Here is a 12,837-nt window from a genome sequence, read left to right on the forward strand (position 1 = left end):
CTCAATAAATTGTTCACACTTTACCGTTACCCTGTCGTCAGAAATGTAAGAAGGGGTCGCTTTTTATGTGTGAGCGCATTTTTCCTCGTTGGAAAAAGGAACAGATCGTCTTTATTTTAAGTACTGCTGTTGCCGCCTTCAGTACCTATTTTTGTATGTATGCCTTTCGTAAACCCTTTACGGTGGCGAATTACGCACAAGCAGAAGAATTATTCGGTCTAGACTTTAAAAGCGTGCTTATTATTGCTCAGGTGGTGGGGTATGCAGTATCAAAATTTATTGGTATTCGCGTTATTGCAGAAATGAGCACAGCCCACCGGGGCAAAGCTATTCTCTTGCTAGTCATGGCATCGCAAGTCGCGCTCATTACATTCGCCCTTCTCCCGGATGACGTTAAATGGGTGGCGCTGTTCTTCAACGGACTACCACTAGGAATGATTTGGGGACTCGTTTTTAGTTACCTGGAAGGTCGACGCACCACAGAGATCCTTGCGGCCATTTTATCGGTAAGCTTCATCGTGTCGACGGGAGTAGTTAAATCGGCTGGACTGTTTATTATGCTCCACCTTGGCGTAAACGAATACTGGATGCCCGCAGCAACCGGTCTGTTATTTACTGTGCCACTTTTTTTGTCCGTTCGATGGCTGGCCAGCACCCCAGCGCCGTCAATACGAGATATTGGTGAACGACGCAAACGCCAGCCCATGTCCCACCATGATCGCTTAACATTAATCAGTTACTACTTCACCGGCCTTGCCTGCTTAACTCTGGCCTACATGTTACTTTCTGCTATTCGCGACTTCAGTGACAATTTTGCCACTGAGTTATGGCAAGAATTGGGATACGGAGATGCACCGGGCATATTCGCAGTTTCCTCAATCTACGCCTCTTTGGTTGTGCTTATACTCCTTGGTTGTGTAATGTGGATAAACAATCACTTTCGAGCGTTAATGGTGAACCACATCATGGTTGTTGCAGGCTTTGTTGGCATGGGGGTCAGTTCGTTGCTTTTCCAGCAAGGTATACTTTCAGGGCTTAGCTGGATGATAAGCCTGACCGTCAGTATTTATTTGGCCTATGTGCCTTTCAACTGCATTGTTTTTGAGCGACTGGTTTGTTTGGTCAATGTGAGAGCCAATGCTGGATTCCTCATTTACATTGCCGATGCAGCAGGCTATGCAGGAGGCGTGGCGATATTACTATTTAAAAGTGGGTTCGAAGGCGATGTGAGCTGGGTACATTTTCTAATAGACAGCGCCTATTTTGTATCAATTATCGGCATGGTGCTGATGCTATCGGCTGCGACCTTTTTCAGGCGAAGGCTTGCGGGAGGAACGCACAACACGTTAAAAGACGCACCTGGGCGCGCCTTTTAACGGTTGAGACAACCTATTGACTTACAGCGACGGACGATATCGCAACGATACCCCAATGGAACGACCCACCACATCATAACCGCTGACAGTATTGAAGCGGGTTGCGCCTGCAGACGGAACTGGTGGCTCTTTGTCGAACAGGTTGTCCACACCGGCGCTCAGCTCCAGTTCACCGGTTGCCTGCCAGGAGGCCGCCACATCGATGTAATTCTGTGCGGAAATCCCGATACTGCGGTCGCTGGCATAGTCCACATCACCAATCCGGCGCCAGCTGACCTGCACGTTCCAGGCATCCAGCCCCCAGCCGAGTGACAGACGATGCTTATAGTCCGCCTGCAGTGAGCTGGCGTAGTCACCGGTACAGGCCGTACCGTAGGTGCCTTTACAGTCTTCAAATGGCAGGGTCGGATCAAGCTTTTTCTTAGCTTCAGTAACCAGGTTAGCTGAGTAGTTTAGGGTAAAATCACCACCCATCGCTTCCGGCGCTGCAAACTGATACTGAGCAGAGATATCCAGACCTTCCTGAATAAAGGTACTGACGTTGAAGTCATTGACCAGAGCCGTAGTGATAAAACCAGTTTCCTCATCACGCAGCACTGCGCCACACAACGGGTTGCCCGCAACAGGGTTATCGATATAACAGTTCTGCAGCGCCGCTGCTGGCTGAATAACCCAGATAGCATCATTAATCTCAATGCTGTACCAGTCAATGGTCACGTCCAGGCCGTCAACGTATTCCGGTGTATAAACCACACCGATGGTAGTGGAATCCGCTTTCTCCGGTTTGATATCCGGGTTACCACCGTAGGTATACAGCGCGGTAGAGGAATCCCACTCAGTGCCCACTGCCGGTGCGCCGTAGCGGGCACACTGGTCGGCATCGCCGGTACCTAACAAGCAGGGGTCACCCTCAAAACGCCCCGCTAAACGGCTGATAAACTGGTCGCTATACGGGTCAAACAATGCCAGAGACAATCCGGAAACCGGCCCTGCGAATTCGCCAAGGTTAGGCGCACGGAAGGCGGACTGACGAGTCCAGCGCAGACGCCAGTCATCATTCACCGTCCAGTTCAGACCCAGCTTGTGAGTGTTGTCAGCATCGGTGTTGGAATAGCTGGAGATGCGGTATGCGCCTTCAAAATCAAGCTGCTGTACGAAGGGCATGTCGGCAAGCAGGGGTACCAGCACCTCAGCAAAGGTTTCTCTGCTGTAGAAGCTGGCGTCTATTTCTGCTGAACTGCTGGATGAAAAAGTGGTGCCTAGGCGGAACGCGTCGCCCGGCATCTGCACGCCGGCTTCGCGGCGATATTCATAGCCGATAGCGTAGCTTACCGGCCCTGCCGGCAATTCAAACAGCGGCGTTGATTCACCGGAGAAGGTGATAGCAGCAACGTTCTGCGTGCGCTCGCGATCATGGTAGATCAAAGTGGTCTCTAGACTGCTGAGCGCTACTGACGGATCGAATAAATCTACAGTGTTGGCGATGGCGGCAAAAGTACTGCTGCCCGAGGCACTGGTGTCATAACCGCTACCGTAAACCTTATCGGTTTCTTCAGTTTTGCCATGCTGGGCATAAACGTCGTAACGCAGATAATCGGTGATATCACCCTTAAAGCCCGCCTGGAACTGCACCGTGTCACGCATAGTCCGGGTGCGCTGAAGGCCAAGACCCAAATTACGGTTCACCGTCACCTGAGCCTCACCATTGTCATCAAAGGTCAGGCGGCTGGCGATATCGTCAGTAATGTAAGGGTTGTCCGTGGTCAGGGTAACCGTCTCATTCACGGAAACCGGCGTCTGACCTACACTGCCTGCCGACATTACCTCAACCCGGGAGTACATAGCGCGGCCGTAGAAAGTCACATTGTCATGCAGATCAACGTCCCAGAATAAGCCGGTTGATTTACGGGTCATGGGCGATACCAGGTACGACGCTGCGGTCACATCGTTGGTGTTCATCTCACCGGTGATGCTGCCGTCATCGGCAATGCCGAAACTGTTGCCGCTGGCCACATCGGTGTAATAACCGCCGGTGTTAACCACACTGGTGCTGTTGAGCATGGCAAAATCACGCTCGCCGGCCAGCAGGGCATCCCGGTCGGAGTAGCTGACAAAGCCAGTCAGGTGACCTTTACCATCGAGTATATCGCCACCAAATACCGCTTCAGCATTGAACTGCTCCGCGCCGCCATCGGGAAATTCGTAGCTGGTAGAGAACTCCATCCCGGAGAAGTTATCATCGAGAATAAAGTTAACCACACCAGACACGGCATCTGCGCCGTATACGGCTGCCGCGCCGCCGGTCAGCACGTCTACCCGCTTAATAAGTCCGGCCGGAATAGCATTCACGTCTACAGCATTACGGAAGCCGAAAGGCACTGCCCGGGTACCATCCAGCAGAACAAGCGTCCGGTTCTGGCCCAATGCACGTAAGTCGATGGTGGTGGCTGAACTGCCACTGGCACCGTCACCCGGCGCCTGGGGCAGTTTGAAAATAATGTCTTCAACGTTTACTGCACGGTCGAGCTGAAGCTGGAATTCATCAATGGAAGTCACAGGGCTCGTAGCCACTACCTCTGCTCTGGGGATTCGCGTACCTGTGACGCTGACCACTTCAACATCTGCTGCATCATCACTGGCAGCTTCCTGCGCATATACACCAGCAGAGCCCAGACTCGCGAATAACGAAAGATTGATTGTGAGCGCCAGCTTAGTCAAGCGGCGATTCGGCCTTACATCCGTGTTCATAGTCATAAAAACTCCGGGTTGTGTGTTCGAAAATCAGTTTGGCCCGTCGACGCTACAGCCGGGTATCAGCGCAGAGAGCAGAAAGTTGAGATGCGGAAGTTTGTTCTGAGGCATTACCACCACATAACAATTTTTTATCTCATATGAATTACAAATTCAAGAATATTTTATTATTAAGTCCAATTTCTCAGCTTTCCAACGTTTGATAAAACATCGAATCAAACAGGTAGCAATTTTCTATAAAAGTGTCCGGTTTACGGCTCTGTAAACTCATTTAGTGCGGGATGAAAAGGTGCTCCAGCAATGATGTGAAAAATGAATTTGTGATAAAGCAGTAACCTGCGATTAAGTTCCGCAATCTCAAAGAGCAACACAGGGCTTAATTTTTAGGGTAGAGGAAATAAAAGACAGCTATTGGGAAGCTGATGGAATATCGTGGGAAAAGATTAAGGGAAAAGTGTGAAACTAACCGTGATACAAATCGTACCACAGTTAGTTTCAATAGGCTTCTAACTCATTGAATTACAACGAGTGGCTGAAGCGGAGAATGATTACATCATTCCACCCATGCCGCCCATTCCGCCCATGCCACCCATATCAGGTGCACCAGCAGCTTCTTCTTTAGGCAGCTCAGCTACCATCGCTTCTGTGGTGATCATCAGAGAGGCGATAGAAGAGGCGAATTGCAGCGCAGAACGGGTCACTTTAGTCGGGTCAAGGATACCCATTTCCAGCATATCGCCGTAAGTGTCGTTACCTGCGTTGTAGCCGTAGTTACCTTCGCCGTTCTTGATTTCGTTAACAACAACCGATGCTTCTGCACCAGAGTTGATAGAGATCTGACGCAGAGGCGCTTCCATCGCGCGCAGAGCCAGCTTGATACCGTGAGTCTGGTCTTCGTTTTCGCCAGTCAGGTCTACCAGTTTAGCGGCTGCACGAACCAGAGCAACACCACCACCAGGGACTACGCCTTCCTGAACCGCAGCGCGGGTAGCGTGCAGTGCATCTTCAACGCGGTCTTTCTTCTCTTTCATTTCAACTTCAGTAGCAGCACCTACTTTGATCACCGCAACACCGCCAGACAGTTTAGCCAGACGTTCCTGCAGCTTCTCTTTGTCGTAGTCAGAAGTAGAATCTTCGATTTGACCACGGATTTGAGCGCAACGACCTTCGATAGCGGCTTCGTCACCTGCACCGTCAACAACCGTAGTGTTGTCTTTATTTATAACTACACGCTTCGCAGTACCTAAGTCTTCCAGCTGAACTTTTTCAAGCTCCAGACCAATCTCTTCAGAGATAACAGTACCGCCAGTCAGGATTGCGATGTCCTGCAGCATAGCTTTACGACGGTCACCGAAACCAGGTGCTTTAACAGCAGCGACTTTCACGATACCGCGCATGTTGTTAACAACCAGAGTTGCCAGCGCTTCGCCTTCCAGATCTTCAGCGATGATCAGCAGAGGCTTACCGGCTTTAGCAACGCCTTCCAGTGTAGGCAACAGTTCGCGAATGTTTGATACTTTCTTGTCAACCAGCAGGATGAACGGGTTGTCTAATTCAACAGTGCCGTTTTCCTGGTTGTTGATGAAGTAAGGAGACAGGTAACCACGGTCAAACTGCATACCTTCTACTACGTCCAGCTCGTTTTGCAGAGCCTGACCTTCTTCAACAGTGATAACGCCTTCTTTGCCTACTTTTTCCATTGCTTCAGCAATGATTTGACCCACTTCTGAGTCAGAGTTAGCAGAGATAGTACCTACCTGAGCGATAGACTTGCTGTCCGCACAATCAGTAGACAGTGCTTTTAATTCTTCAACAGCTGCAGCAACGGCTTTATCGATACCGCGCTTCAGATCCATCGGGTTCATGCCCGCAGCAACAGATTTCAGACCTTCAGTTACGATAGCCTGTGCCAGAACAGTTGCAGTAGTAGTACCGTCACCGGCTTCGTCGTTTGCTTTAGACGCTACTTCTTTAACCATCTGCGCGCCCATGTTCTCGAACTTGTCTTCCAGCTCGATTTCTTTGGCTACAGATACACCATCTTTAGTGATGGTAGGGGCACCGAATGACTTATCCAGTACTACGTTACGGCCTTTAGGACCCAATGTTACTTTTACTGCGTTTGCAAGGATGTTAACGCCTTTCAGCATCTTCGTGCGGGCGTCATCACCAAAACGTACTTCTTTAGCTGCCATGTTTAAATTCCTCTAAATACGGTTAAAACGTTAAACGTCTATTACTCAACGATTGCCAGAATGTCGCTTTCGCTAACGATAAGCACTTCTTCACCTTCCAGCTTCTCGGTTTTTACACCGTAACCGTCGTTGAAAATAACGGTGTCGCCAACTTTTACGTCAAGAGCTTTAACTTCACCGTTCTCAAGGATACGGCCGTTACCCACAGCGATAACTTTCGCACGGGTAGATTTTTCTGCAGCAGAACCGGTAAGCACGATGCCGCCGGCAGATTTGGTTTCTTGCTCAGCGCGCTTAAGGATTACGCGGTCGTGTAAAGGACGAATTGCCATTTTCAAGTCTCCTGAAAATTCCAACTATCTAAATGTTAGTTAACAAGGACGTACGGTCTTGTGTACGCCATTTACTGTATAAAGAAAGCAGTCTCCTGCCTTCAAATCGTGTTCTGCGTGGATAGATGGGGGAGTCACCCTACAACTTCAAGGGGATTTGGTGAAAAAAATGCAAATTTTTTTACTTTTCTCAGGGGAGCGGGATAAATAATTAAAGAATAAAGTAATCAGGCCACACGACGGAGCGTGCGGCCGCAGAAGCTTATTTAAGGCGGGGCTTATCTTCACCGGCTGATTTGTCGGTGTACTGACCTTCAAATACATCGCCGTCAGCATTGTACTGGCCACCCTGAGGATGCTGACCGAATGGATCGGCGCCACCGGCAAAAGGCCCCTGTTGCTGAAACGAACCGGCCGTGACCACACGCATCTTCATATGCTTGCTGACAAATCCGGCGATAAGGTGACGGGTACCGGGCAACACCAGCAAAATACCGAAAATATCCGTGATAAAGCCCGGCGTTACCATTAACACACCGGCCACGGCCAGCATCAGGCCCTCCACCATTTCTTTGCCCGGCATTTCACCGCGCTGCATTTTTTCCTGCGCTATCTGTAAGGTGTGAATGCCTTCCCGCTTCACAAAGTAAGCGCCGATGAAGGCGGTTAATAACACAATTCCAATGGTGTTCCATCCGCCGATGATGCCGCCAACTTTTACCAGTAAGGCAATTTCGATGATGGGCATAATGGCGAACAGCAAAAATAAAAGTCGCAAAACTAAACCTCGTTGCTTAAGTTTAATGCCGGCTGCAGCACAAATTTACGTAGACTGTTACCAGCAAACTGAAAGAGTAAAGTGGGGTTGCTCACTTTAAACACAAGTTATTTGTTATGAGTACGACAGTTTTCACGGTAAGGGATTCGTTCTGAACAGAAAAATCTGAAAGAATACCGCTACTGCCACGGTCAGTTATGGGAAATGTCCGTTGCACCCTGATAATGCAGTATCCGGATCGGGACGGCTGAGCCACCATCCGCGATATTGCGCTTTTTCTGAAGGATAAGCTTGTTATGAAGTATTTTTCGTCCCTGCTGTTTATTTGCCTGTGTTTATTGCTGCCCGCACAGACCTCAGCACAAATTCCGGATTTCAATCAGGGAGACGCCTTCCCGCAACAGGAAGAGCCTGATTTTCTGCCTGTTGATGACGCTTTCGTGTTTGATTTTCAGCAAAACGACGATGAACTCACCCTTAACTTTACTATTGCAGATGATTACTACCTTTATAAGCACCAGTTCAAACTGGTGGGGAAAGACGTCGAATTAGGTGAGCCGGTATTTCCTGAGGGCAAAGAAAAAGAAGATGAGTTTTTTGGTCTCACCGAAGTGTACTACCACAATGTTTCCTTTACCGTACCGGTAAACCAGGCCAAAGAGGATGGCGTGGTGAAGGTCCGTTTCCAGGGGTGTGCTGACGCCGGCCTGTGTTATCCCCCGACCGTAAAAGTGATTTATCTGTCTGCTGTGGGTAATGCAGAACCCGCTGAGCAGGACAGCTCGTCTTCAGAAGCCAGCGGCGAAGCGGTAAAATCTGAGCAGTTCGGGCTGGCTGAAAGGCTGGCTGACAAAGACAATCTGCCTGTGACTCTATTACTGTTTCTGGCACTGGGCATTGGCCTTGCCTTCACTCCATGCGTATTCCCCATGTACCCCATTTTATCCGGCATCGTGCTGGGTCAGGGTAAAGGCATGAGCTTAAGCCGCGCCTTCACCTTAAGCTTTGTGTACGTGCAGGGCATGGCGATCACCTACTCCATTTTAGGTCTTGTGGTTGCTTCGGCGGGCGTACAGTTCCAGGCAGCCCTTCAGCACCCGGCCATTCTGGGCGTGTTTATTGTGCTGTTTATTGCGCTGGCTATGGCCATGTTCGGCGTGTATGAAATTCAGTTGCCGTCGTCCTGGCAGAGTAAACTTAACGATGTAAGCAATAATCAGAAACGCGGCAATTTTGCCGGCGTGTTTGTGATGGGTGTGCTGTCCGGTCTGGTGGCTTCTCCCTGCACCACCGCACCGCTTACCGGTATTTTATTGTTTATCGCACAAACCGGCGACATGACATTGGGCTTCATTTCACTGTACGTACTTAGCCTGGGAATGGGTATTCCTCTTATTCTGTTTGGTATGACTGGCGGAAAACTGCTTCCGAAGGCCGGTAACTGGATGAACGTGGTGAAGGTGAGCTTCGGCTTTATGATGCTGGCCGTAGCGATTCTGTTTATCGAGCGCCTGTGGTCTTCGTCCTGGACTAATCTGCTATGGGCATTAACGGGTCTTGCTACCTTCTCTTACTATAGCGTAGTCAATCAGCCCACACAGCCGTCTTTCATGAAGGGTGTACGCACCTTGCTTGTTTCACTGGGCTTATTCGCCAGCGCCATGACCGGTTATGTCACGCTGTTTGGCGGCACGTCATCGCCGGTTGCGCAACAAAGTGGTCAGCACGGGAATGATGCGGGTCATCCGGAATTTATGGTCGTTAAAAACCTGGATGACTTTGAGCAGAAGCTGGCTGCTGCAAATGCCGAAGGCAAAACGGTGATGGTCGACCTGTACGCCGACTGGTGTGTGGCCTGTAAAGAATTTGAGAAGTACACCTTTCCCGATGAGGCGGTCATCTCTGCGCTTTCAAACACGGTATGGATGCAAATCGATCTCACAGAGAACACGCCGGTGAACCTGGCTTTCCAGGACGAGTTTGATGTACTGGGATTACCTACTATTTTGTTTTTCAATACTGCCGGTGAAGAAATCAATCAGTCCAGGGTAACGGGGTTTATGAGAGCAGACGCATTTGCTGACCACGTGAACCGGGCACTGGGCAATCAATAGCGGACCGGCCCGCTAAACCGCAGGCATAAAAAAAGCCCCTTGGGAGAAGGGGCTTCTGGTCCGGGTGAGACGTTATTTTAGTAACGCGCCTCGAACGTTAATCTTACTGAGCGCGGAGCCTGCCAGCTGTAAGCTGCGCCATACCACTGGTTAACTGTACCTTCACTACTCTCGTAATGCTCATTCAGTGCCAGCGCTTCCTGTGTATTTAACACATTGAAGATGTTAATGAACGTACGCATATCGACACCCTCGTAAGAGAATGCGTAAGCTGCTGACAAGTCAACCTTGAAGGTCCACGGTGTACGACCTGCACTGCCACGTGGTGCATAGCGGTACAGCTTGTCTTCCTGTGCACAGGTATCACCCTCTACAGCACAGCCCTGATAGATGTAGAACGTATCGCCGTAGCTGCCGTATACATTCGGATCTGTATCCGGGTAGCCCTGACCAAACGCAGACAGCGGACGACCGCTTGAAAGCGTAGAGTTAAAGCCCACAGTGAAGTCTTCAGTGACGTCATATGAACCATACATCTTGAACACGTGACGACGGCTTTGATCTACTATGCAGATATGATCTAACATCGGGGACTTAATCGCATCTTCCCTAACAAAATTAACCGTACCGGCAAGATGCGCAGAAACAAATAACCAGGTAGGTACACGTGGCTGCCGGGAATAAAGTGCCGGTGACCACATTAGTTGCAAATATGCGAGCGTGGAAGATGGGAGAGTGGAAAGGCTATTAGTTAGTATGAAAGAGCAAAACAACCATAGATTATCATCTAATCTTGCGTCCATTTCCCCTGATTAGACCAGTATTTTGCTGCGAAAACTATCTCATCCTCTATAATCTGCCGTTAACCTGGTGGAAATCCACAATTCGTGGTTCAAAATTCGTGCAAGCAGAGTTATTTTCTGTTGAAATGCGTTGTAAGCAATCATTTTAAGAAAGATAGCAGCAAGTTTATGGAAATTTTGTTACTTAATGGCCCCAACCTAAATATGTTGGGTAAGCGTGAACCGGAAACCTACGGTTACCAGACGCTTCAGGACATTGTCGATAATCTGGTAGAAAAAGCCAGCGCGGCAGGTGCATCGCTGAGCCATTTCCAGTCTAACGCAGAACACGAATTGATCAACCGCATTCATGATGCCATGGGAAAGGTCGATGCTATCATCATCAATCCTGCGGCATTTACACATACCAGTGTCGCCCTTCGTGATGCACTGTTAAGTGTAAACATCCCTTTCATTGAAGTGCATTTGTCTAATGTGCATGCAAGGGAACCTTTCCGCCATCATTCATATCTATCTGACGTTGCTGCAGGTGTCATCCTTGGCTTAGGTGCCATTGGTTATGAACTCGCATTGACGGCAGCCCTGAACCTGAAAAACTGAATTAAAAACGAGAAATGACAATGGATATCAGAAAAATTAAAAAACTCATCGAACTGGTTGAAGAATCCGGTATTGCCGAACTGGAAATCACTGAAGGTGAGGAATCTGTACGCATCCACCGTGGTCCTACTGGTGCTGCTGCACCAATGGCTTACAACTATGCTGCACCAGCGTCTGCTCCTGTAGCAGCACCTGTTGCAGCACCTGTTGCTGCCGCTGCGCCTGTTGCTGAAGCACCGGCTGCCGAGCAAGGGCCTACTGGCCATCAGGTTAAATCTCCGATGGTTGGTACGTTCTACCGCGCTTCTTCTCCTACTGCCAAGTCATTCGTTGAAGTCGGTCAGTCTGTAAACGTTGGCGATACCCTTTGTATCATCGAAGCAATGAAGATGATGAACCAGATTGAAGCTGACAAAGCGGGTGTTGTTAAAGCTATTCTGGTTGAAAACCAGGAACCGGTAGAGTTCGATCAGCCTCTGTTCATCATCGAATAATCAGGCGGCCGATATGTTAGATAAAGTACTCATAGCTAACCGCGGAGAAATCGCGTTACGTATTTTGCGTGCCTGTAAAGAACTGGGCATCAAAACCGTAGCCGTGCACTCTACCGCGGACAGAAACTTAAAACACGTACTGCTGGCAGATGAATCCATCTGTATCGGTGGTGCTTCTGCAACTGAAAGTTACCTGAACATTCCGCGCATTATTGCTGCGGCGGAGGTAACCAATTCAATTGCCATTCACCCCGGCTACGGCTTCCTGGCGGAAAACGCAGCGTTTGCTGAAGCGGTCGAGAAAAGCGGTTTTATCTTCGTTGGTCCGAAAGCGGACACCATTAACCTGATGGGCGACAAAGTGTCAGCGATTAACGCCATGAAAAAAGCCGGTGTACCTTGTGTACCGGGTTCCGATGGCCCGCTGACCGACGATGAAGAACGCAACAAAGCCATTGCTAAACGCATTGGTTACCCAATCATCGTTAAAGCTGCCGGTGGTGGTGGTGGTCGTGGTATGCGTGTTGTACGCAGCGAAAGCGAACTGATCCAATCTATCGCAACCACACAGGCAGAAGCCGGTGCCGCGTTCGGTAACCCGGTTGTGTACATGGAAAAGTTCCTTGAGAATCCCCGTCACGTTGAGATTCAGGTACTGTCAGACGGTCAGGGCAATGCGATTCACTTAGGTGAACGTGACTGTTCAATGCAACGTCGTCACCAGAAAGTTGTGGAAGAAGCGCCGGCGCCTGGTATCTCAGAGCAAATGCGCAACAAAATTGGCGAGCGCTGCTGTAAAGCTTGTGTAGAAATTGGTTACCGCGGTGCAGGTACTTTCGAATTCCTGTACGAAAACGGCGAATTCTATTTCATCGAAATGAACACCCGTATTCAGGTAGAACACCCTGTTTCTGAAATGATCACCGGCGTTGATCTGATTAAAGAACAGCTTCGCATTGCTGGCGGTCAGCCACTGTCTGTTGACCAGTCACAGGTACAAATTCGTGGTCACGCCATTGAATGCCGTATCAATGCGGAAGACCCGGACACGTTCATTCCAAGCCCTGGCACAATCAACACTTTCCACTCACCGGGTGGTCTGGGTGTACGCTGGGAATCGCATATTTACAGCGGCTACAGCGTACCGCCGTATTATGATTCCATGATTGGTAAACTCATCACTTACGGTGAAAGCCGTGATGAAGCCATTGCCCGTATGCGCCACGCGCTGGACGAACTGGTAGTAGACGGCATTAAAACCAACATCCCGTTACAGCGCCGTATCATGGCCGATGAAAACTTCTTTGCCGGTGGTACTAACATCCACTATCTCGAGAAGAAACTCGGTATGGCGTAACAGCCAGTTTAAAGGCAGGTAATCTGTAATAAATGGC

At 49.5% G+C, this 12,837-nt stretch carries 10 protein-coding genes; 5 read left to right on the top strand and 5 right to left on the bottom strand.

Going from position 1 to position 12,837, the window contains the following annotated elements:
- The first annotated feature begins 65 nt into the window (after nt 1-65).
- Nucleotides 66-1,376 (top strand): DUF5690 family protein, encoded by a 1,311-nt coding sequence (locus tag ACXAGR_RS05260; protein ID WP_474848559.1) that lies wholly within the window; start codon nt 66-68, stop codon nt 1,374-1,376.
- A gap of 21 nt (nt 1,377-1,397) precedes the next feature.
- On the opposite strand, the gene ACXAGR_RS05265 is transcribed toward ACXAGR_RS05260, so the two are convergent.
- From ACXAGR_RS05265 to ACXAGR_RS05280, 4 genes are all read right to left on the bottom strand, one after another.
- Nucleotides 1,398-4,130 (bottom strand): TonB-dependent receptor domain-containing protein, encoded by a 2,733-nt coding sequence (locus ACXAGR_RS05265; RefSeq protein WP_474848561.1) that lies wholly within the window; start codon nt 4,128-4,130, stop codon nt 1,398-1,400.
- Between the two features lie 545 nt (nt 4,131-4,675).
- Nucleotides 4,676-6,322, bottom strand: a complete 1,647-nt coding sequence (gene groL, locus ACXAGR_RS05270; protein WP_474842047.1) for a chaperonin GroEL — start codon at nt 6,320-6,322, stop codon at nt 4,676-4,678.
- Between the two features lie 41 nt (nt 6,323-6,363).
- Nucleotides 6,364-6,654 (bottom strand): co-chaperone GroES, encoded by a 291-nt coding sequence (locus ACXAGR_RS05275; protein WP_349590566.1) that lies wholly within the window; start codon nt 6,652-6,654, stop codon nt 6,364-6,366.
- Between the two features lie 262 nt (nt 6,655-6,916).
- Nucleotides 6,917-7,432: an FxsA family protein gene (locus ACXAGR_RS05280; RefSeq protein WP_474842050.1), complete on the bottom strand. Its 516-nt coding sequence runs from the start codon at nt 7,430-7,432 to the stop codon at nt 6,917-6,919.
- A 296-nt stretch (nt 7,433-7,728) separates the two neighbouring features.
- On the opposite strand from ACXAGR_RS05280, the gene ACXAGR_RS05285 reads away from it, so the two are divergent.
- The gene (locus ACXAGR_RS05285) at nt 7,729-9,546 is read left to right on the top strand and encodes a protein-disulfide reductase DsbD (protein WP_474842052.1); all 1,818 of its coding nucleotides are present in this window, start codon (nt 7,729-7,731) and stop codon (nt 9,544-9,546) included.
- Between the two features lie 77 nt (nt 9,547-9,623).
- On the opposite strand, the gene ACXAGR_RS05290 is transcribed toward ACXAGR_RS05285, so the two are convergent.
- Nucleotides 9,624-10,256 (bottom strand): hypothetical protein, encoded by a 633-nt coding sequence (locus ACXAGR_RS05290; RefSeq protein WP_474848563.1) that lies wholly within the window; start codon nt 10,254-10,256, stop codon nt 9,624-9,626.
- 261 nt (nt 10,257-10,517) lie between these two features.
- Between ACXAGR_RS05290 and aroQ the strand changes: the two genes are divergently transcribed.
- From aroQ to accC, 3 genes are read left to right on the top strand one after another with little or no spacing between them, the layout of a single operon-like run.
- The gene (gene aroQ / locus ACXAGR_RS05295) at nt 10,518-10,949 is read left to right on the top strand and encodes a type II 3-dehydroquinate dehydratase (protein WP_303572374.1); all 432 of its coding nucleotides are present in this window, start codon (nt 10,518-10,520) and stop codon (nt 10,947-10,949) included.
- A gap of 20 nt (nt 10,950-10,969) precedes the next feature.
- A complete protein-coding gene (gene accB, locus ACXAGR_RS05300) occupies nt 10,970-11,443 on the top strand; it encodes an acetyl-CoA carboxylase biotin carboxyl carrier protein (RefSeq protein WP_474848565.1) in 474 nt (157 codons plus the stop codon).
- Between the two features lie 13 nt (nt 11,444-11,456).
- Nucleotides 11,457-12,800: an acetyl-CoA carboxylase biotin carboxylase subunit gene (gene accC, locus ACXAGR_RS05305; protein WP_474842057.1), complete on the top strand. Its 1,344-nt coding sequence runs from the start codon at nt 11,457-11,459 to the stop codon at nt 12,798-12,800.
- Nucleotides 12,801-12,837: the final 37 nt, after the last annotated feature.

The organism is Alteromonas sp. ABH4_457 (assembly GCF_056160625.1).